This window comes from Cytobacillus sp. EB106-05-05-XG126, assembly GCF_058791715.1.
In genome coordinates this window covers 2,063,486-2,084,013 of sequence record NZ_JBYTDU010000001.1, presented here as the reverse complement: position 1 = coordinate 2,084,013, position 20,528 = coordinate 2,063,486, and the positions used below count along the sequence as shown (strand labels likewise).

Below are 20,528 nucleotides of genomic sequence, written 5' to 3'. Positions count from 1 at the left end.
CCGCAGAATGTGCAAAACTCCCATTGATGAAGTTTTCACTGTATAATGAAAAAATAGGCAAAAGCTGATACCATATCGTATGTTCTGGGCAATTAAATGGTGCGTCAAGAGGCGCCTGTAACTTAAGGAAGGTAGAGATATCTATGGAAATTGCAATGACAATAATATTAATGATGATAATTGGGGCTCTCATTGGCGGGTTTACTAACTACCTGGCTATTAAAATGCTCTTTAAACCTTATAATGCCGTGTACATAGGTAAATGGAAGGTTCCATTTACCCCTGGGCTGATTCCTAAACGAAGAGATGAAATGGCTGATCAGATGGGAAAGCTGGTTGTTAATCATCTTCTGACACCGGAAAGCATTAAGAAAAAGTTCATCAATGATCAATTTTTGCATGATATGACCGGGATTGTTCAGAAAGAGATGGAAACTATCCTGCAATCAGAAAAATCAGCAGAGGACATTCTTGCAGCGTTTGGAATCACGGATGGCCAATCGAAAACGGAGTACCGCATAAACTTATTAATTGAGCAGAAATATGAAAAGATTATAAGTGAATATCGAGGCCTGCCTCTTAAAAATGTTATTCCTCAGGGCCTGTTGGATAAAGCGGATGAAAAAATTCCGGCTATCAGTTCAATGATCCTTCAAAAGGGGGTTGATTATTTCTCCAGCATTGAAGGCAAAATGAGGATACAAAGAATGGCTGATGATTTTGTTCGTGAACGCAGCGGCGTGCTCAGCAATATGCTGCAGATGTTCATGGGCAACATTAATCTTGCGGATAAAATTCAGCCGGAAATTGTTAGGTTTTTAAGTAATGAGGGTACGGCCGACCTGATTACAACCCTTTTACAAAAAGAGTGGCGTAAAATCCTTGAGATGGAAGCTGCAGTTATTGAAGAGCAGCTCGAAAAGGAACAGATTCTTTCAGTATTAAAGAATATTGCACACAGAGTCATTAATCTGGAAAATGTATTTAAAAAGCCTATCTCATCTTTTATGGACCCTTATAGGACAGTACTGATAGAAGAGCTGGCTCCTAAAAGTGTTCAGATGCTTTCTGATTGGCTTTCAGGAAAGACAGAAATGGTTATGGAACGGCTTCGTCTGGCAGAAATTGTCCGGGAGCAGGTCAGCAATTTTTCGGTTGAAAGATTAGAAGATATGGTCTTTTCCATCATCAAAAGCGAGTTAGCCATGATTACAAATTTAGGTTTTCTGCTTGGGGGTATTATTGGTCTCGTACAGGGAATCATTGCTATATTGATTAATTAAAGGGTATCGCCTCGCGTTTACTGTCATAGTTTGTTATAGTGTAGTGGATGTTCGAAACGGAGAGTGAATTGTCCATTTTGAACAAGAATCGGAAGGAGTGTTTTTAATGGCAGTAAATTTATATGACTCAGCCTATGAATTAGAAAAAGCAGTGCGGGAAAGCGATGAATATAAGGCTCTAAAGCAGGCATATGATGATGTGAATGCAGATCCGTCTGCAAAAGCAATGTTTGATAACTTCCGCAAAATCCAGATGGAACTTCAGCAAAAACAAATGATGGGCCAGGATATTACACAGGAAGAAGTAGAACAGGCTCAAAAGACAGTCGCGCTTGTACAGCAGCACGCCCAGATTTCAAAGCTTATGGAAGCAGAACAGCGCATGAGCATGATGATTGCAGAAATGAACAAAATCATCATGAAGCCTCTTGAAGACCTTTATGGTGCAGCTGAATAATACCATGAGAAAACTCCCGGAAATTGATCCGGGAGTTTTTTATACGAAAAAAGCATCTTCCGATATTAAACTGAACAAGGTTTGGGTACCTTTATGATAGATATCGATTTAATGAAAGGGGCAGCACATTGAAAAAAGCCATTTTTTTGGACCGGGACGGCGTTTTGAACGAGGTTCTATCAGACAGGGTGAAATTCGTTAACAAGCCTGAGCAGTTATATTTACTTGAAGGGGCAGCAGAAGCTGTGGCAGAACTGACCAAAGCCGGTTATGAAATTTTCGTTGTGACCAATCAGGGCGGCGTGGGACTCGGTTTTTTGAAAGAAAGGGAGCTAAAGAGAATTCATGAAAGGCTGCAGGAGCTTGTCTCAGTAAAAGGGGGACATATTAAAGAGGTCGCCTATTGCCCTCATAAGCCGAAAGCAGGCTGTGAATGCCGCAAGCCAAATGCAGGCATGCTGGTGGATTTGGCTGGGAGGCACAATCTTGATCTGACTAAAAGCATTATGGTAGGCGATCATGAACGGGACATTGAGGCGGGTAAGAAGGCAGGCTGTAAAACTGTTTTTATCGGCTCTGATCCAACAAGTGCAGATATTCAGGCGTTATCTCTTTTTGAGGCAGTGGATGATATATTGAATATGCTTAAATAGGGTGAAAAACCGCTTCCGGGATTAGCTGGAAGCGGCATTTTATTTTACTATGATTTCGTTTTTGGACTAGCGTGCTCCGCCAAGCTGCTGCTCAGCCATTTGCACAAGGCGCTTCGTAATTTCCCCGCCTACTGATCCATTTGCTCTTGAAGATGTTTCCGGGCCAAGGTTCACACCGAATTCTGTTGCAATTTCATACTTCATTTGATCAATTGCCTGACTGACTCCTGATACTAAAAGCTGATTAGAATTGCTGTTTCTTGCCATGTAAATCATCTCCTTGGTGTAGTTTTCTTGATTGTTACAATTATAGCTTTAGGAGAGTAAATAAGATTTATTCATAGTTATTTATGGTACTTTATGGTATTTTTAAACACAAGAAATTTGCTGGTATGTCTCCAAATCATCTTTGAGCATATAAAATGGAGCTAAACGCGCACATAAAATTGCTCCTACCGCACATAAAAAGATTCTATCCGCACGGAAATCAAGAATTGTCTGCTAAAGTTCGCCATTGTAAAGCTGCAGAAACCCGAATAGCCATGAAATATAGGCACTGCCAAGTACTGCTCCTATAAAGAAGGTAAAATATGCCCAATCTTTCCAGGAAACAGAGATTTTATGATAAAAATCCCGGTTTTTATCTCCGGTAAACCCTTTTGATTCCATAGCCATCGCTGTCCTTTCAGCTTTACGGATCGCTCCGGCAAGGAGAGGAACTGCATACCTCTTAAGCTCAGCCATTTTTTCCGAGAGTTTTCGCGCTTTGGGTACTCCCCTGATCCGGTGGGCGCTTCGGATAATCTCAAATTCTTCTTTCATTAATGGCAGGAACCGATAGCCTGCCATGATTCCATATGCAAGCTTTGGAGAGAGCCGGCATTGCTGCATTAAACTGAGCAGAAACTCTGTCGGCTTTGTGGTTAAAATGAAAAGAAGAGACAGAGAGGTAAAGCTTAAAACTCTCATTCCAAGGGAGAGGGCACGCAGAAAGCTCTCCTCAGTCAATGTGAATATCCCCCATGACCAAAGGATGGTTTCTCCTTCAATCGTTTTAGAAAAAATCAGAGCTGACCAAATATATATTGCAGCCATAAAGATAAATGGCGTGAAAAGCAGTATCCATCTTTTGAATGAAACTCTTCCAAAAATAAAGGTGGCTGCTGCAGTCATCACTAAGGTCAGAAAAGGTGTAACCGGATCAAAGAAAACCGATAGAATTAACACACAGACTATGACAGTGAATGCTTTAATGCTTGGGTTAAATTCATGTAAGAACAACCTTTTTCCCCCTTGTAATGGACCCGATATCGTTCCTGAGTTTTTCTAGGTAAGGAACCTTTAGGGAAGCAATCTTCATAATCTCATCTTTCTTCCATAATGCATCTGGCAAACCATCGTAAATCTTCTCTCCTTCTGAAAGAACAATCACTTTGTCCGCATAGGAATGGAGGATTTCCATGTCATGCGTGATCATCACCACGGAACCTCCACTTTGGATCTTTGTTTCCAATAGCTTCATAAGCTCCCCGGACGTCCTGGCATCCTGTCCAAATGTTGGCTCATCAAGGAGGAGCAGCTCCTGATCATTCACAAGCATCGATGCGACACTAAGCCGCCGCTTTTGTCCCTGGCTTAAGGAAAAAGGATGCAAGTCAGCACATTGGAGCAAGTCCACTTGAAGCAGAGCAGCCTGAACTGTTTTTTGAATATCGGCATCAGGAATTTGTTGTATTTTTAGGCTGAAGGCTATTTCATCATAGACAGAGTCTGCAATAAATTGATGCTCGGGATTTTGAAAAACGTAAGCTAATTTCTGTCTTAACTCCTTCTCCTTCCATTGGGAAAGGGAGCTGTCATAAAATAGTATATTGCCCTTTGAAGGAGGATATAGTCCAGCCAGCAGTCTGGAAAGTGTTGTTTTTCCTGACCCATTTGAACCGGCAATTGCCACAAATTCGCCTTTTTTTACAGAAAAACTAATATTTCTTAGCAAGTCCTTACCAGCTTTATTAAACGTTAGATTCTCTGCTGATAGGATAATCTGCTCTTCATGAGCTTGGTGTTTTTTCTTCCGGTTGTCTAAAATCTGAAGTGCACAAAAGGGATTTGCTAATCCGGCGATTAATTCCCGATCAGACAACGGGAGCTTTTCCCCTTTGTAAATACCTTCTTTTTTTCCTAATAGGCCGGCTCTAACCGCGCTTGGCAGCCAGATGCCCTCATGCAGTAGTTCTTCTGCATATTGATTAAAGCATTCTGCCGTGCTTCCATTAAATAAAATTTCACCTTCCTTGTTTAGGACCAAGCACCGGTCGGTCAAATCAATCCAATCATCCAGCCTGTGCTCAATTATTAGCAGGGAAAATGCCTGGTTCTGTTTAAGCTCTTTGATTATGCGTGTAAGTTCATAGCTTGAAGCCGGGTCCAGATTTGCTGTCGGTTCGTCCAAAATCAGGATATCCGGTTTTAATGATAAAACACATGCCAGTGCAAGCTTTTGCTTTTGGCCCCCGGAAAGGGTGTGGATCAAGGAATGTTTATACGGCAAAAGATGAACAAGCTCCAATGCTTCATCAATCTTACTCTCTATTTCTTCAGGAGGTGTTTTCATATTCTCAAGCCCAAATGCCAGCTCATCCTCGACTGTGGTCATGCAAAATTGGCTTTCGGGGTCTTGAAACACAATGCCAATGTGCTGATTAATTTCGCCAGGGCCGAACTCCTCCAGCATCTTTCCCTTGAATGAAATGGTCCCGTCCAATTTGCCATCAACGGCCTCCGGATATAATTTATTTAAGCAGAAAGCAAGTGTGCTTTTTCCCGAGCCGCTTGGGCCCAGCAATAGAACTGCTTCCCCTGGATAAAGGCTGAATTGCACATCTTTTAAAATAGGTTTTTTCACATCTTCATACCTGAAGGAAAGCTGTTCAGTTTTTAATATGTGCCTATTATGCTGTAATTCCATTTTCCGGTTTTCCCCTTTTTAGCTCTTTTCCAATAGGAAAGCTGTTTAATGCCCCTGTTTTCGCAAGGCTTTCGCTTAGCCATTTGCCTAGCAATCCAGCTAATAAAGCACCGCTGATCAGCCTCACAAAAAACATAGCCGTAACATAACCGGGTGAGAGGGCAGCATAGCCGGAAATGAAATAGCCCCAAATAAAACTAGTAACAGATGAGCCCATTCCGGCAGCAATTAAAACCCATGGCCGGTAATTATTCCATTTCGTGGCCGCAAAAACAGCTTCTGCTCCAATCCCCTGAATCATCCCTGACAGTATCAGGCGGGGACCAACTGCGTTGCCGATCATGACTTCAATGGCTGCAGCGATGGTTTCCGATAAAAAGGCTGCTCCGGGTTTTCTGATTATGTAAGCTGCGATAATTGAAACAATAAACCAAATGCCAAAAATAAGATCATATCCAATTAAGCCGAACATTCCATATAGCACGTTGCCAAATTGCAGGAATACCAGATATACAACTGCAAACACGACAGCGAGTACAGACAGGACTATGACTTCTCGAAGCTTCCACTTTTCAAGCATATTACTCAGTCTCCTTTTTGGATGGACTGTTGGCAGACATATTCACTGTCATAACAATATGTGTAGAATCGCTTTTCTTGCAGTTTTCAAAAGCATCCTCCAGTGTTTTAAAAACAGCGTGTGCATCTCCATCCAGTCTTGAAGCATAATGCACTCCTTTAGTAAAAGTTTCCCGATTCTTTGCGAGCTCGACCTGGTTCATAATGACGTTCATGTAATCAGGAATCCCCATCGGATAAAGGGCAAACTGGACAGCGACTTCCTGGCTGATTCCTGCTGCTGATTCTTCATTCGCCCGTTCCTCATTTTCAGCAAGATAAGCATCGCCCGCAGTATCCCCAGGGCATCCATTGGAAAAAGTGCCATTAAATACTACATGGTCACCATGCTTAACTGTTTCAAGATAAATAGCTTTGACCACATCAAAAACATGAATGCACCTGCCTCTCACACAAGTGCTCACATCATCTGTTTCCATCCATACCTTGCTTGTATTCACTTCTTTTAGAGCAGATAATATAACATCCACAAACCTGTCAGTCATTGGATAAATTGAAAACCTGCACCCTGTAATCTCGCTTGTTCCGCATAGAAAATTTTCCTGCATTTTTCCATCCTCCTAGTTTAGTTTTAATGAAAGGCTATTTTCGCAAGGTTTGTTGCTTTTTGTATATGATTTACTGAGTTGATTGTAGCGGAAGGTGCGAGACTCCTGCGGGAGTAGCGGGACAGGTGAGACCCCGCAGACGCGCAGCGTCGAGGAGGCTCACCGCCCGCCCCGCGGAAAGCGAGCAGCCTGGAGCGGAAATCAACGGACAACATTAATAGGCGAAAAACAACAATTTACTCGAAAAGAGCCTAATGAAAATAAAAAACTGCATTCCCATAAGGAAATGCAGTTGAATGATATCAATACACTAGAAATGATAGCCGTTCACCTGCACTTCCCCACGCTGGTATTATCCAGATCGGGTGATAAGAGTCAGAACGGATTGTTCTTCTCAGCCAAAAAGCTCCCCTAGTGCAAAATAAGATATGCAGTTTTTATTGACTCCATCTTAATACGGAGCATCCAAATTGTAAATGACTAATTAATAATTCTTCAAATCAATTGATCTATGAAAACAGATAAACGCCTTCACTAACACAGATAAGCTATAAAAAATTTCTGCATTGTCCATGTCATGTTCTATTCCAGTCCTTCTCTTCATAAAAGTGTAATAGGACAATTTTACACCGAGAATAGGGGGCAAATTGGATGATATACAGAATGCTTGCTTTAAACATAGACGGAACATTACTCCAATCAAATGGAAGACTTCATAAATCAACAAAAGAAGCGATTGAATATGTGCAGCAAAAAGGGATCTATGTAACACTTGTTACGTCCAGAAGCTTTCCATCCGCGAAAAAAGTGGCTAAAGCATTGAAAATCAATTCTTTGCTGGTCACACACAGGGGGGCATATATTGCAGCTTCTCAGGAAAAGCCGATTTTTGTAAAAAGGATTCAGGAAGATGAAACGTTTGAAATCGTGCGCCTGCTTGAAGGCTTTACCTGTCAAATCAGGCTGGTGCACGAAAAATATTCCCTTGCCAACAAAACGAAGCTCAATACCAACATGCTTGCTAAAACTGTTTTTACAACCGGCGATCCCATTTTTTATTCCCAGCAGTTTGTGGATTCATTAAGTGACACCATATTAGATGAGCCGGTCACACCGCCAAAAATTGAAGTGTACTTTGAAGATAAAGAAGACCTTGAGGATGCTAAGACAGCCATTTGGGGCATGTTTGAAAATGTGGAAGTCATTAAACTGAATGATCTGAGGATGGACATTGTTCCTTCCGGAGTTTCAAAGCTGAATGGTTTGCTCTATTTATGTGAACACCTTGGAATTTCCAGAAATCAAATGGTCGTCATAGGAGATTCTGAAGATGATCTGGAAATGATTGAAGCCGCCGGTCTGGGTGTGGCGATGGGCAATGCCCCGGCAGAAGTTAAAAAAGCAGCAGACTGGCTGACACGATCCAATGACCAGAGCGGCGTAAGCTACATGGTTAAAGAACATTTCCGCAAACAGCATCCGATCGATTTCCTGAAGAAAATGAATCTGCTAAAATAAAATGAATGAAAGAGAGTCCAGTCAGGCAGATTGGCTCTCTTTTTGATTCAGGCATGGGATAAAGAGAAAGTGAAAAAGAGAGGGAATTAAATAAAGCGATCCAATGGGATTCTCTTCCCTGATATTGACCTTGTTTCCCCATTTCTGTACACTAAAAGGAGTTTGTCAACATGAATAATATAGACTCTGCAACTGCCGTCAGTGAGATGAAACACCGGCAGATTTATTATATTTTCTAAAAAAAGGTGATAGATTTGAACATTTCAATTTTAGGCATACAGGATGAACGGTTCCATCGGCCGCTTCGGCTGATCGGGAACCTCTTTTTTGAAGAATGTGAAGTGGTGCTGGGTGAGAATGCTGCAGCAGATCTGACCATTTCTTTTCAGCTTGAGCAGGGAGAACGCATTAAAGCCATTGCAGAGCTTACTGATAAAGACAACAGGAACCTTACAGCCAATTTTGAAAAGGAATTTGTTCCGGCTGAGTCAGACAAAGAGACTTTCAGACAAGTGAAGAATGCAGTATCACATGTATACCTGACTGTTTTGCAGGAATGGACTGGCATTACCCAGAAGTGGGGTATTCTGACCGGAGTACGTCCCACAAAATTGCTTCACCGTGCCATGCAGAATCAGACACCTCTCCAGGAAGCTCATCAGCAGCTGAAGGAAGAGTACTTGATTACAGATGAAAAAATTCAGCTTATGCAGAATATTGTAGACCGGCAGCTTGCTGTTGTGCCGGATCTTTATGACTTAAAAAATGAGGTAAGCATATATATTGGCATTCCGTTCTGCCCGACAAAGTGCGCGTATTGTACTTTTCCTGCCTATGCAATTAATGGCAGGCAGGGTTCTGTTAACTCATTTCTTGGCGGCCTTCATTTTGAAATGCGCAAAATTGGTGATTGGCTGAAAGAAAATAATGTGAAAATCACCACTGTCTATTATGGCGGAGGGACCCCGACAAGCATTACGGCAGAAGAGATGGATATGCTTTATGAGGAAATGTATGAATCTTTTCCAGATGTAGAAAACATTCGGGAGGTCACTGTGGAAGCAGGCCGTCCGGATACGATTACACCTGAAAAGCTTGAAGTGCTTAAAAAATGGAATATTGACCGTATCAGCATCAATCCTCAGTCCTATATTCAGGAGACCTTGAAAGCAATTGGCCGTCACCACACAGTAGAAGAAACCGTGGATAAATTCCATTTGGCCCGTAATATGGGCATGAACAATATCAATATGGATTTGATCATTGGATTGCCTGGAGAAGGTGTTCCGGAATTTGCGCATACTCTGGGTGAAACAGAGAAACTAATGCCGGAATCCCTGACTGTTCATACTTTATCCTTTAAACGAGCTTCGGAAATGACAAAGAACAAGCAAAAATATAAAGTTGCCGATCGTGAAGAGATTGAAAAAATGATGGACATGGCTGAGGATTGGACGAAAGTGCATAATTACCATCCTTATTATCTCTACCGCCAGAAGAATATTCTCGGCAATCTTGAAAATGTCGGTTATGCCCTTCCAAACCAGGAAAGCATTTATAACATTATGATTATGGAAGAACAGCAGACAATTATCGGGCTTGGATGCGGGGCTTCCAGTAAGTTCATTGATCCCGGGACAGGAAAAATCACTCATTTTGCAAACCCGAAGGATCCAAAATCGTATAATGACAGTTTTGAATATTATACAGATGAGAAATTGAAAATATTAAAAGAGCTATTTAATAAATATGAATCCCTAGCCGAATAGGCGGGGATTTTTTTAAAAAAATATTTCGGAAAATTGAGAAAAATATTAAAGGAATTCATGAAAATAAAGAGAATGAATAGGTAAAAGATCATAGATCTCTATGATTCTAAATGTAAGCGTTTTCTAAAAAGGGGGAATTATAATGATGATGCAGACACCTTTGACTATGACGCAAATGATCAGGCGGGCAGAAAAGTATTTTCCAAAGAAAACGGTCGTATCAAGAACGGCCGGCGGAATTCAGAGATTGACATATAAGGAGATTGCAGAAAGGACCAGGAAGCTGGCAGAAAGCCTGCAAAAGCTGGGAGTGGAAAGAGGGGATAAGGTCGGGACACTGGCATGGAACCATCATCGTCACCTGGAGGCTTATTTCGCCATCCCATGCAGCGGAGCTGTGCTCCACACGATTAATATCCGTCTGTCACCTCAGCATATAACATATATTATTAACCATGCCGAAGATAAAGTGCTGCTGATTGATCCTGACATTGTACCGCTAATTGAGAAGGTAAAGGATGAACTGAAGACGGTCAAGGCGTTCATCATTATGACAGATGAAGAAGAATTGCCTGAGACTTCTCTTTCCCCGGTATACCACTATGAAAAGCTTATAAATGAAGCAAGCGGTGCCTATGAATATCCTGATGATCTGGATGAAAATTCAGCAGCGGGAATGTGCTATACCTCGGCAACTACAGGCAACCCTAAAGGGGTCGTCTATTCCCATAGGGGGATTGTCCTTCACAGTATGGCACTTGGGATGGCAGACAGTGCAGCTGTAAGCGAGAAAGATATTGCTCTTCCGGTAGTGCCGATGTTCCATGTAAACGCATGGGGGCTGCCGTTTGCTGCTGTCTGGTTTGGAACCACTCTTGTATTGCCGGGGCCATATTTTACACCTAAACTTCTGGCAGAGCTTATTCAATCTGAGAAAGTTACCATAACAGCCGGAGTGCCGACAATCTGGCTCGGATTATTAAAGGAACTTGATGAAAATAAATATGATATGAGCTCACTCCGATCGGTGCTATGTGGAGGTTCGGCAGCGCCAAAAGGCATGATTAAAGCCTTCGAGCAAAAGCACAAAATTCCATTCATGCATGCCTATGGAATGACTGAAACAAGCCCGCTTGTTGTTATTTCGACTTTAAAAAGCTATCAGGAAGAGCTATCAGCAGAAGAGAGGCTGGATATAAAAGCCAAACAGGGCATTCTTGTACCTGGGCTGGAAATGAAGATTGCCGGCAAGGATGGGGAAGCAGCATGGGACGGAAAGGAAATGGGGGAACTCGCTATAAGAGGGCCATGGATTGCTTCTGAATATTATAAAGATGAGCGGACCAATGAAGCATTCCGTGATGGCTGGCTCTACACGGGAGATGTCGTAACCATTGATGAAGAAGGATTTATGAAAATCGTTGACCGGACAAAAGATTTAATTAAAAGTGGAGGGGAGTGGATTTCTTCCGTTGATATCGAAAATGCCTTAATGGCTCATGAATCGGTATTTGAAGCAGCGGTTGTTGCTGTCCCGAATGAGCAATGGCAGGAGAGGCCGGTGGCATGCGTAGTTCTGAAAGAGCCATTTAAAGGGCAGACCACAAAAGAAGAGCTTTATGAATTCCTGAAACCGCAATTTGCAAAATGGTGGCTTCCGGATGAAATACTTTTCTTTGAGGAAATACCGAAAACCTCTGTAGGAAAATTCCTCAAAATGGCTTTAAGAGAGCAGGTCCAAAAAGAATATACAGGTCATGCAAAGTAAATATGGGTCATTCGCAGCATCCTTTTGGGATGCTGTTTTTAATATCATCAAATTAGTTTTTGGCTTAGCTAAATGGGTAAATTACAGTTCTTTCAGAGAGAGCGTATCGAGGAAGTGACCAACAAGTGACAAAATTAAAAATTTTTAGACAAAAAGCTTTTTAAATATAATAATACTCTTTATAATAAAAGAAGCATTTAAAGGAGGGGAAAGATTTTGACAACAGATTTTGTAACTGATACTGTCAGTGTTCAGCTTGATGGGCGTGTGGCGACAGTTGAAATGAACAGGCCGGAATCATTGAATGCATTGAATGTGGAAATGCTGAAAGGGCTCTTGACTGCCATGAAAGATATTGGCCAAATGGATGAGATTGATATTGTTGTATTGAAAGGAAGGGGCCGCGCATTTTCCTCAGGCGGGGATATTAAGACTATGCTTTTGGAAACAAATGAAAGCGATTTCCCGGATGTGATGGATTGCATCAGCGAGCTGGCTGTAACTCTTTATAGCATGCCGAAGCTGACCATTAGTGCTGTTACAGGGGCAGCTGCCGGTTTGGGCCTGAGCCTGGCCCTTGCCACTGATTATATATTGGCAGACAGGAACAGCAAGCTTGCCATGAATTTTATTGGAATCGGCTTAATTCCTGACGGTGGGGCTCACTTCTTCCTGCAGCAGCGCATTGGTGAAGATAAAGCGAAGCATTTAATCTGGGAAGGAAAAGTGCTGACTGCAGATGAAGCTCTGCAAATGGGGCTGATTCACGAAATAGCAGAAGCTGATTTAAGCACAGCAGTTGATGCAAAATTAAGCCAATGGCTGAACAGACCGACAGAAGCAATGATTAAGACAAAGAAAATTCTTGCTGATAAAAACCGGCCGCTCCTGCTAAAAGTGCTTGAGCTCGAAAAGCTTGGCCAGCATAAAATGCGGCAAACAGAGGATCACAAAGAAGGAATCCAGGCCTTTATTGAGAAAAGAAAGCCTGTATTTAAGGGGAAATAAAGATTGATAGAAGAAAAGCAAAGAGCTGAGCCCTTTGCTTTTCTTATCAGAATGTACATCATTGAATTCAGATAACTGTCCAGCTCCAGCGCAAAACCCCTCGAGGTCACAAGCTCGTCTTGTGCTTGAGGCCCCCATGATGGGGGTCATGCAGACGTTGCCACAGGACAAGGAAAGCTACGGCAGCGATACATCGCACGACCGAAAGCGGCAGCTTTTGGGAGGAGGTGGCGCTTTTTGTCTGCGTTCCTTCGTGGGCAAGGTGCCTCCACTTTTCTTCCTATCTATGAAACAGTATCAGCTTGCCCGCAGGAGAGGTGCAGCGGTGAGTTTTCTCATCCAGCCCTTTTTCCTTAAGGAGATTTTCTCCCACACTTTTAGCTTCGTCATCAGAAGCTGCCTGGAATGCTTCATCCAATATCTTTTCCCCGTCCTGTTCAAATGCAGTAAGCTTGTAAGTCTTCATAATGAGACTCCTCTCTTATTATAAAATTCAGATAGTTACTATTATTCTTGCATAATTTCTTAGAATGTGCAAAATTTATTCGGAAAAATTGCTTTAAATCAGGGAACTTTTTTCCTATTCTGTACGTATTGCTAAATAGGAAAAGGAGGAATTCGAAATGGCTTTAGAGCTTGAGCATGTAACAAAGCGCTTTGGAAAGTTTACGGCAGTGGACGATTTGTCACTTTCTATTCCAGAAAGTGAGATGTTTGGATTCCTGGGGGCGAATGGAGCCGGTAAAACGACTACTTTCCGTATGATACTGGGACTATTGGATCCCAGCGGAGGAAAGATTACGTGGAATGGAAATCCCATCGATTATTCAACCAGCCCGCTGATAGGCTACCTTCCTGAAGAAAGAGGTTTATATCCAAAGCTGAAGGTCAAGGATCAGGTTATCTATTTAGCTAAGCTGAGAGGGATGGGAAAACAGGACTGTTTAATGGAATTAACTTATTGGCTTGAGCGGTTCAAAGTTCCTGAATACGCCAATAAAAAAATTGAAGAGCTTTCAAAGGGAAACCAGCAGAAAATCCAGTTTATTACTGCTGTTATACATAAGCCAAAGCTTTTAATTCTGGATGAACCATTCAGCGGATTGGATCCGGTTAATGTAGAACTGCTGAAGGATGCTGTACTGGAGTTAAGGGATAACGGTACAACTATTGTTTTTTCCTCACATAGGATGGAGCATGTAGAAGAGCTTTGTGAACACTTATGCATCATGCAAAAAGGGCGGCCAGTAGTGCACGGATCTTTAAAAGAAATTAAACGTTCCTTTGGCAGGAAAAATCTTATTATCCATGCAGATTATGATTTAAGCTTTTTGAAGGATAGCAGGGGAGTGGTGAAAGCCAGACAGACAGCTGAGGGGATTCAGCTGCAGATTTCCGGTGAAGATGCCGCTGAAGCCATTTTCAGAGAGGTTGCAGAGAAGGGTTTTGTCCGTAAATTTGTTTTGGAAGAGCCGTCACTGAATGATATTTTTATAGAAAAGGCTGGTGCTTCCTATGAATAACTTTATGACGATTCTTCTTCATACTTATTTAAGCAAACTGAAGACCAAGTCATTTATTGTTACGACTCTCATTACTGTGGCGATAGTTGCAGGGCTTGCCAACTTATCCGGTATTATTGATTATTTCGATAAGGATGATGAAGAACGAATTGCCGTAATCGATGAGACAGGTGTGCTGTTAGCTCCTCTTCAGGAACAAATGGATGCCCTGAATAACAATATTTCTTTAATTGCCTACAAAGGGTCAAAGGCAGAAGGAGAAAATGCTGTTAAGGATGAAAAGTATAAAGGACTTTTATTGTTATCCTTTACTGAAGAAGAGCTGCCTGAAGCAGCCTATAAAGCAAGAAGCATAGCCGATTCAGCGATCCCATCCGAATTGCAGGGCGGGCTGCAGCAGCTGAAAACGCAAATGGCCGCCACTCAAATAAACCTTAGCCCGGAGCAATTAAGCAAGCTGTATGAGCCTGTGCCTTTTGATAAGACCGCTCTTGAAGAAAATGCTAAAACAGAAGAAGAACTGAATCAGGCAAGAGGGCTTGTTTATGTTCTGTTATTCATCATTTATTTTGCCGTCATCTTATACGCTAATATGATTGCCATGGAGGTAGCGACAGAAAAGTCTTCCCGTGTCATGGAAATTTTGATATCCAGTGTCTCACCAATCAAGCAGATGTTCGCAAAAATATTGGGAATCGGGCTGCTTAGCCTGACACAGATGGCACTCATACTATTAGTTGGTTATTTTTCAGTCAAACAAAATCTTGATACGATGGAAGGCGGCTTTTTTGAATTCTTTGGATTTGGAAACATTCCGGCTGCGACGATCGCTTATGCACTCATCTTTTTCATTCTTGGATATTTCCTTTACGCCACACTGGCGGCTTTTCTTGGTTCGCTGGTAAGCAGGATTGAAGATATCCAGCAGATGATTACTCCGATGACCATGATGGTTGTGGCAGGCTTTATGATTGCTATGTTTGGCTTAGGCCAGCCGGAAGCTTCCTTTGTAACGATCACGTCTTATATTCCATTCTTTACTCCGATGCTCATGTTCATGAGAGTTGGGATGCTGTCACTGCCGGTATGGGAGCCGATTCTCGGGATCGTGATCCTTCTCGTTTCCATTATACTGCTCGCTGTCTTTGGAGCGAGAGTATACAGGGGCGGAGTATTGATGTATGGCAAATCCAATTCGTTTAAAGATATTAAAAAAGCATTACAGCTTACTAAAAACGAATAATCTGAAAAAAGCTCCGTCTTTAAGAAACGGAGCTTTTTTCAATAATATTCTTTATTCAAATAATGCCTTTAACCCTTCGAATGCAAAATAAGCCCCAAATCCAATCAGCGATAATCCTGAAAGAATCGATATGATGATGATCCCTTTGGAGGTCAGGAATCGGCGGAACCCTGTGGTCAATCCTGCGACAAATAGATCCCAAAGCATCAGTCCCAGAAAAATCATGGTACTGTATAAAAAGAGCTCTGTTTTTCCATAAGCAGCGGCTGTTTTTGCAAGTACAGATCCGTAAATGCCGAGCCAGAACAGAATGGAAAGAGGACTGGATATAGACATAATAAATCCGGAGAAAAAACATTTAAACAATGAATCCTGGCTGCGCACATAGCTTATGGAAATTTTATTGGCATTTACAATACTTTCGATCCCCGTGTATAAAAGAATAAATCCTCCAAAAAGCCACAGGAAGATCTGTACAACAGGGGTGTCCAAAAAGTGGACGAGTCCAAGGTATACAACCAGCATATAAAACGCATCAGCAAACATAGAGCCCACTCCAACAATCCACGCATGCCAAAATCCATTTTTTATCCCTTTTTCAAGCCTGACGGCATTAACCGGCCCAATTGGAGCTGCCAGAGACAGTCCGAGAAACACGTAACTTAAATATATTCCAATTCCCAATATACCACTCCGCCCTTTAAATTTTCCCAGAAGCTCTAAGCCAGTCCTCTAGGAAATAGTCTTGTACATTTTTATGCACAAGCTTCCCGGTCTAAAACCGATTAAGAAAACTCAAGAAGAATTATCTTATATAAATTAGGATAGGAACGTGCATTCGCTTTTTGGATGAGGTAAAATGAAAGAAAAGGAATGAAAGGAAGTTTACATGAAAAGGGTTACGTTTATTCATGCTGCAGATTTACACCTGGATAGTCCGATGTCCGGTTTGAGGCATTTGCCCCCGGCCATTTTTAAAAAACTGCAGGAAAGTACTTTCAACGCATTTACCAGAATAATTGACTTAGCCATTTTCCATGCTGTTGACTTTGTCATCTTAGCCGGGGATTTATTTGACGGTGAAGACAGGAGCATAAAGGCACAAACCCGTTTTCGTAAGGAGATGGAGAGGCTGGATGAACGCGGGATTGCTGTTTATGCAGTTCATGGTAATCATGACCATATGGATGGCCGATGGGCCCATTTGCAAATGCCGGATAATGTCCATATTTTTTCCCATGAAGTTGAAGTGGTGAAGCATACAGCTGAAAATGGCACATCTGTTCATCTTTATGGTTTCAGCTACCCTAAGAGACATGTGCTGGAAAGGATGATCGATCAATATAACAGGGAAGATGGCGCTGATCTGCATATTGGAATACTTCATGGCTCTTTTGAAGGCAGCAGTGATCACGTTCCATATGCACCGTTCCGAATAAATGATTTGCTTGGAAAGGACTTTGATTACTGGGCTCTTGGACATATACATAAACGGGAAATCATCATTTCCCAGCCACCCGTCATTTACCCCGGTAATATACAGGGGAGAAACCGGAAAGAAACCGGTCCGAAAGGATGCTATTTAGTTGAGCTTGATAGTTCGGGTGCAAAGACGGAGTTTCTGGAAGCTGCTCCTGTAATCTGGGAAAATGCAGAAATAGATGCTTCCGGATTGGAGAACTATCAGGATGTATATGATATTTGCTTAAATTTGATGGAAGAAAAGCGCCAAAACAGGCGGGGAACCGTCCTGAATCTGACACTTACAGAAACTTGCATGCCAGATCACGAATTAAGAAGCATAACCAATGGCGAGCTCCTCGAAACGCTGCAGGAGGAAGAGGCAGATGAGGAATCATTTGTATGGATTTCCGGTATCACAGTAAATGAAAAAAGAATCTGGAATAAAGAAAATCTGGCACATGAATCAGATTTTTTCAGTGAGCTTTTTAAAACTGCGGATCAGTTTGCAGAGCGCAGTGAAAGTGCTTTGCCTTTGTATTCACATCCCCTGGCAAGAAGATTTATGAACGAACTCACTAAGGATGAAAAACAGAGAATCGCCGAGGAAGCTGAAGCACTGCTGGTGGACCTATTATACAAAGCTTGAGGACAATGAATGGAGGTGGACCCTTGATAATTACAGACATACAAATTTACGGTTATGGTAAGCTAGCTGACTTTAAACTTGACGATATTCAATCCTTGCAGGTTATTTACGGAGAAAATGAGGCAGGCAAATCTACCATCATGTCTTTTATTCATAGCGTTCTTTTCGGCTTTCCGGCAAAAACTCAATCGGAATTAAGGTATGAGCCTAAGGAAGGAGCAAAATATGGCGGCAGGATTACCGCTGTTTTTCCTGATAGAGGGAAGGCGGTCATAGAGCGGGTTAAAGGCAAAGCATCAGGTGATGTCAGCGTCCTTCTTGAGGATGGTACCAGGGGAGGAGAAGACCTTTTAAGCGGACTCCTTCACCATATTGACAAAAACTTGTATCAATCTATTTTCTCTTTTAATATTCATGGGCTGCAAAGTGTGAACCAAATGAAGGGTGAAGATTTGGGCAGGTATTTGTTTTCAGCAGGTTCACTGGGTACGGATCATCTCGTTTCTGCTGAAAATATACTTCAAAAGGAATTGGAAAGCCGCTTTAAGCCAAACGGAAAAAAGCCAGCCCTTAATGTAAAGCTGAAAGAGATGAAGCAGCTGCATCGGGATTTGAAAAAAGCGGAGCAGAATAATGAGCATTACTGGATATTGCTGCAGGAAAAAGATAGCATCGCAAACGATTTACAGAGAATACAGCATGAGTTGGAGCAATATCAGCAGAAACTATCCCGGCTAAAAGAGTGGAAGGAGTTCTATCCTTTATTAGCAGAGGAGCAGGAGCTGATTAAAGAAAGGGGAAGATTTGGAGACATGCCTTTTCCGGCAAATGGGCTTGCTCTATTGGAGAAGCTTGAAAGCCTTATAAAGCCGCTGGAAGGGCGAAGAGCCAGTCTGGAATCCAGAATAAGCATTTTAGAACAAGAGCTGGAAAGCAGTCAGCCTGATTACTTGCTCCTTAAGCATGAGCCGCAAATCAATGCAGCAGTTGAGGGGCTGCCGCTGCTGGATAGATTAATTCAAGAGGAAAAAGAATTATCAATAAAGCTGGGTAATATTTCAGAGGAAATCATAAATCTTCAGGAAAGACTCCATCTTCAAATTGACGAACAGCAGCTTGAACAAGCTGATACGAGTGTTTTTATGAAGGAAAAGATTAATGCAGTAAATTCCCGGCGAAATCATCTGCAAGCAATGAAACTGGAGCTGGACGGGCGGTTTAACGATGAAAGGTCGGCGCTGGAGAATACGGAACAAAAAATTGGCGAATTGACAGGGCTGCTTCTTACGGAGGATGAACGTGCGGCCGTTAGAGAAACACTGAGCTTCACCGCGAATAAGCATACTATCGAAAAAGAGCTGCAGGATACTCAGGAAAGGCTTCAGTTCCTTCAAAAAACAGAAAAAAAGGAGCAGGAAAAAAGACAGCAAAAAGCATACCGGGAACAGAGGCAGCTTTTATTTTTGGGAGTTCTGTTTGCAGCTTTTGCAGGCTGGGGAATCTTTAGTCAATTATGGGTGATTTCCGCTGCAGGTTTGATAGGCGCAGCCTTTTGTTTTGCCGGTGTAAGCAAAAAGGAGCCTAAGGGAGAGGACAGCTTTATTAAAGATGAGATAAAAGCCCTGAGTGAAAAAGAACAATCACTGCTGGAGAAATTAAAGCATCCTGACATTCAGCATGCTGCGAGTCTGGAGGCGCAGCTGAAGAAAGACAGCGAAAGGCAAAATCAGCTTATCCAATTACAATTTCAGCTTGAACAAACAAATGAGAAATATGAAAAGGTCATTAACTCCTTTGAAAACTGGGAAAAGGAATCTGCCGAACTTGAATCTGAACTCCTGCAGCTGGGGAAACAGCTGCTGCTTCCTTCTGAAATTGCCAAAAACTATTTAAGCGAGGCTTTTAGTCTGATTGAAAAGCTGAAAGTCCTTACCAGGGAAAAGAAATACATCCTTGAAAGAAAGGCATCAGCAGGAAAGGGAATCAATGAGAAGCTCCAAACTTTTCAAAAGCTAAAGACTCTATTAAATGGCGAGACGGGAAATGTTCAGGAAATCGGCTATCAGCTGAAAAAAAGGCTGAAGGAAGAAACGGAAAAACAGATCAAGCAGGGTGAAAGAGAAGCCAAGCTTAAGGAGTTAAAGCTGGAACTCAGCACAGTGCTTGCCGAACTTAGCCACTTCCAAAATGAATGCAAGAATCTGTTCTCAAGCGCAGGCACTGATAATTCAGATGAATACCGGGAAAAAGCAGCTGAAGCACAGAAATTAGCAGAACTTGAAGAACAGATAAAACAGGTCCGCAAGCAAATGGATCTTAACTCTTTTTCACAGGAGGAAATCGGAATATATTCCAATGTGACAAAACCGGAAGCGGAGATCCAGGCCGTTAGCGAAAAAGCTGCTCAGCTCAAGGAAAGTATTCCTGATCTGCAGAGCAAACTTTCAGAAGTAAAACATGAAATAGGAATTCTTGAGGAGGGCGGAACATATGCGGAACTCCTGCATAAATTCGCTTTGCTGAAATCTGAGTTTGAAGCAGAAGCAAGGGAGTGGGCAAAATATGCTGCTGCCAAGGATATATTAGATCGAACGATAAGAAGCTTTAAAAATGAGCGCTTGCCAAAAATGCTGGATAAAGCAGAGCACTATCTTTCTTACTTAACCAATGGCCGCTATGTACGGATTTTTCCTAAAGAGGAAGGGAGCGGTTTTCTCATAGAAAGCAGGACAGGAGCAGTTTTTGAAGCAAAAGAGCTGAGCCAGGCGACTGCGGAACAGATATATGTATCCTTTAGACTTGCACTCGCCATGACGATTTATGGCAAATACCCATTCCCCATTATTATTGATGATAGCTTCGTGAATTTTGATCATGTCCGAACTGCAAGAATGATTAACCTGTTAAAGAATCTAAAAGGAAGGCAAATTTTATTTTTCACCTGTCATAAGCATCTTCTGCCGCATTTTCAGGAAGAACAAATACAATCAGTTGCAAAGGAAAAGCTGCCTGTCTAATTATAGCAGGCAGCTTTTTTATCT

18 protein-coding genes and 1 riboswitch are annotated in these 20,528 nt (G+C 42.1%); of the genes, 11 read left to right on the top strand and 7 right to left on the bottom strand.

Going from position 1 to position 20,528, the window contains the following annotated elements:
* Positions 1-143: 143 nt before the first annotated feature.
* The 3 genes from AC3WTL_RS10320 (at position 144) to AC3WTL_RS10310 (ending at position 2,393) form a co-directional block, all read left to right on the top strand.
* The gene (locus AC3WTL_RS10320; protein ID WP_222497477.1) at positions 144-1,283 is read left to right on the top strand and encodes a DUF445 domain-containing protein; all 1,140 of its coding nucleotides are present in this window, start codon (positions 144-146) and stop codon (positions 1,281-1,283) included.
* Positions 1,284-1,389: 106 nt separating this feature from the next.
* On the top strand, positions 1,390-1,740 hold the full coding sequence (locus tag AC3WTL_RS10315; protein WP_076262456.1) for a YlbF/YmcA family competence regulator: 351 nt from the start codon (positions 1,390-1,392) through the stop codon (positions 1,738-1,740).
* Between the two features lie 128 nt (positions 1,741-1,868).
* Positions 1,869-2,393, top strand: coding sequence for a D-glycero-alpha-D-manno-heptose-1,7-bisphosphate 7-phosphatase (locus AC3WTL_RS10310; RefSeq protein ID WP_048010734.1), 525 nt, complete (start codon positions 1,869-1,871; stop codon positions 2,391-2,393).
* A 66-nt stretch (positions 2,394-2,459) separates the two neighbouring features.
* On the opposite strand, the gene AC3WTL_RS10305 is transcribed toward AC3WTL_RS10310, so the two are convergent.
* The 5 genes from AC3WTL_RS10305 to AC3WTL_RS10285 all read right to left on the bottom strand — a co-directional run bounded on the left by AC3WTL_RS10305 (position 2,460) and on the right by AC3WTL_RS10285 (position 6,548).
* Positions 2,460-2,660, bottom strand: a complete 201-nt coding sequence (locus tag AC3WTL_RS10305) for an alpha/beta-type small acid-soluble spore protein (protein WP_009331452.1) — start codon at positions 2,658-2,660, stop codon at positions 2,460-2,462.
* Positions 2,661-2,894: 234 nt separating this feature from the next.
* Positions 2,895-3,674 carry an energy-coupling factor transporter transmembrane component T family protein gene (locus AC3WTL_RS10300; RefSeq protein WP_197207754.1) on the bottom strand — a complete coding sequence of 260 codons (780 nt, stop codon included), beginning with the start codon at positions 3,672-3,674 and terminating at the stop codon, positions 2,895-2,897.
* A complete protein-coding gene (locus AC3WTL_RS10295; RefSeq protein WP_492369352.1) occupies positions 3,661-5,361 on the bottom strand; it encodes an ABC transporter ATP-binding protein in 1,701 nt (566 codons plus the stop codon). Before AC3WTL_RS10295 ends, AC3WTL_RS10300 begins: the two co-directional genes overlap by 14 nt.
* Complete coding sequence (locus tag AC3WTL_RS10290; RefSeq protein ID WP_197198745.1) at positions 5,345-5,941, bottom strand: ECF transporter S component; 597 nt, start codon at positions 5,939-5,941, stop codon at positions 5,345-5,347. The genes AC3WTL_RS10295 and AC3WTL_RS10290 overlap by 17 nt, the downstream gene beginning before the upstream one ends.
* A 1-nt stretch (position 5,942) precedes the next feature.
* Positions 5,943-6,548 carry a Ykof family thiamine-binding protein gene (locus AC3WTL_RS10285; protein ID WP_248346603.1) on the bottom strand — a complete coding sequence of 202 codons (606 nt, stop codon included), beginning with the start codon at positions 6,546-6,548 and terminating at the stop codon, positions 5,943-5,945.
* Between the two features lie 321 nt (positions 6,549-6,869).
* A riboswitch (TPP riboswitch) is annotated at positions 6,870-6,971 on the bottom strand.
* A gap of 228 nt (positions 6,972-7,199) precedes the next feature.
* Between AC3WTL_RS10285 and AC3WTL_RS10280 the strand changes: the two genes are divergently transcribed.
* From AC3WTL_RS10280 to AC3WTL_RS10265, 4 genes are all read left to right on the top strand, one after another.
* Positions 7,200-8,066, top strand: coding sequence for a Cof-type HAD-IIB family hydrolase (locus tag AC3WTL_RS10280; RefSeq protein ID WP_048010728.1), 867 nt, complete (start codon positions 7,200-7,202; stop codon positions 8,064-8,066).
* Between the two features lie 254 nt (positions 8,067-8,320).
* Positions 8,321-9,835, top strand: a complete 1,515-nt coding sequence (locus AC3WTL_RS10275) for a coproporphyrinogen III oxidase (RefSeq protein ID WP_248346605.1) — start codon at positions 8,321-8,323, stop codon at positions 9,833-9,835.
* A 142-nt stretch (positions 9,836-9,977) separates the two neighbouring features.
* Positions 9,978-11,603: a long-chain fatty acid--CoA ligase gene (locus AC3WTL_RS10270; protein ID WP_248346607.1), complete on the top strand. Its 1,626-nt coding sequence runs from the start codon at positions 9,978-9,980 to the stop codon at positions 11,601-11,603.
* Positions 11,604-11,819: 216 nt separating this feature from the next.
* On the top strand, positions 11,820-12,611 hold the full coding sequence (locus AC3WTL_RS10265; protein ID WP_197214579.1) for an enoyl-CoA hydratase: 792 nt from the start codon (positions 11,820-11,822) through the stop codon (positions 12,609-12,611).
* 280 nt (positions 12,612-12,891) lie between these two features.
* Here the strand turns inward: AC3WTL_RS10265 and AC3WTL_RS10260 are convergent, their stop codons facing one another.
* Positions 12,892-13,077 carry a YhzD family protein gene (locus AC3WTL_RS10260; RefSeq protein WP_048010724.1) on the bottom strand — a complete coding sequence of 62 codons (186 nt, stop codon included), beginning with the start codon at positions 13,075-13,077 and terminating at the stop codon, positions 12,892-12,894.
* A gap of 157 nt (positions 13,078-13,234) precedes the next feature.
* Between AC3WTL_RS10260 and AC3WTL_RS10255 the strand changes: the two genes are divergently transcribed.
* The gene (locus AC3WTL_RS10255) at positions 13,235-14,134 is read left to right on the top strand and encodes an ABC transporter ATP-binding protein (RefSeq protein ID WP_197214580.1); all 900 of its coding nucleotides are present in this window, start codon (positions 13,235-13,237) and stop codon (positions 14,132-14,134) included.
* Entirely contained in the window at positions 14,127-15,377 is a 1,251-nt protein-coding gene (locus tag AC3WTL_RS10250; RefSeq protein ID WP_197214581.1) for an ABC transporter permease, read from the top strand. Before AC3WTL_RS10255 ends, AC3WTL_RS10250 begins: the two co-directional genes overlap by 8 nt.
* A 51-nt stretch (positions 15,378-15,428) precedes the next feature.
* Here AC3WTL_RS10250 and AC3WTL_RS10245 read toward each other — a convergent pair whose 3' ends face one another.
* Entirely contained in the window at positions 15,429-16,061 is a 633-nt protein-coding gene (locus AC3WTL_RS10245; RefSeq protein ID WP_197214582.1) for a LysE family transporter, read from the bottom strand.
* A 205-nt stretch (positions 16,062-16,266) separates the two neighbouring features.
* On the opposite strand from AC3WTL_RS10245, the gene AC3WTL_RS10240 reads away from it, so the two are divergent.
* Together AC3WTL_RS10240 and AC3WTL_RS10235 are read left to right on the top strand one after the other, a co-directional pair.
* Positions 16,267-17,487 carry a metallophosphoesterase family protein gene (locus AC3WTL_RS10240; protein WP_492369351.1) on the top strand — a complete coding sequence of 407 codons (1,221 nt, stop codon included), beginning with the start codon at positions 16,267-16,269 and terminating at the stop codon, positions 17,485-17,487.
* 23 nt (positions 17,488-17,510) lie between these two features.
* A complete protein-coding gene (locus AC3WTL_RS10235) occupies positions 17,511-20,504 on the top strand; it encodes an ATP-binding protein (RefSeq protein ID WP_492369350.1) in 2,994 nt (997 codons plus the stop codon).
* Positions 20,505-20,528 lie beyond the last annotated feature (24 nt).

Excerpts from the sequence above, each read along its gene's own strand:
- AC3WTL_RS10320 (WP_222497477.1), top strand. The coding sequence starts at position 144 with ATGGAAATTGCAATGACAATAATATTAATGATGATAATTGGGGCTCTC.
- AC3WTL_RS10315 (WP_076262456.1), top strand. The coding sequence starts at position 1,390 with ATGGCAGTAAATTTATATGACTCAGCCTATGAATTAGAAAAAGCAGTG.
- AC3WTL_RS10305 (WP_009331452.1), bottom strand. The coding sequence starts at position 2,660 with ATGGCAAGAAACAGCAATTCTAATCAGCTTTTAGTATCAGGAGTCAGT.
- AC3WTL_RS10295 (WP_492369352.1), bottom strand. The coding sequence starts at position 5,361 with ATGGAATTACAGCATAATAGGCACATATTAAAAACTGAACAGCTTTCC.
- AC3WTL_RS10290 (WP_197198745.1), bottom strand. The coding sequence starts at position 5,941 with ATGCTTGAAAAGTGGAAGCTTCGAGAAGTCATAGTCCTGTCTGTACTC.
- AC3WTL_RS10285 (WP_248346603.1), bottom strand. The coding sequence starts at position 6,548 with ATGCAGGAAAATTTTCTATGCGGAACAAGCGAGATTACAGGGTGCAGG.
- AC3WTL_RS10280 (WP_048010728.1), top strand. The coding sequence starts at position 7,200 with ATGATATACAGAATGCTTGCTTTAAACATAGACGGAACATTACTCCAA.
- AC3WTL_RS10270 (WP_248346607.1), top strand. The coding sequence starts at position 9,978 with ATGATGATGCAGACACCTTTGACTATGACGCAAATGATCAGGCGGGCA.
- AC3WTL_RS10260 (WP_048010724.1), bottom strand. The coding sequence starts at position 13,077 with ATGAAGACTTACAAGCTTACTGCATTTGAACAGGACGGGGAAAAGATA.
- AC3WTL_RS10255 (WP_197214580.1), top strand. The coding sequence starts at position 13,235 with ATGGCTTTAGAGCTTGAGCATGTAACAAAGCGCTTTGGAAAGTTTACG.
- AC3WTL_RS10250 (WP_197214581.1), top strand. The coding sequence starts at position 14,127 with ATGAATAACTTTATGACGATTCTTCTTCATACTTATTTAAGCAAACTG.
- AC3WTL_RS10240 (WP_492369351.1), top strand. The coding sequence starts at position 16,267 with ATGAAAAGGGTTACGTTTATTCATGCTGCAGATTTACACCTGGATAGT.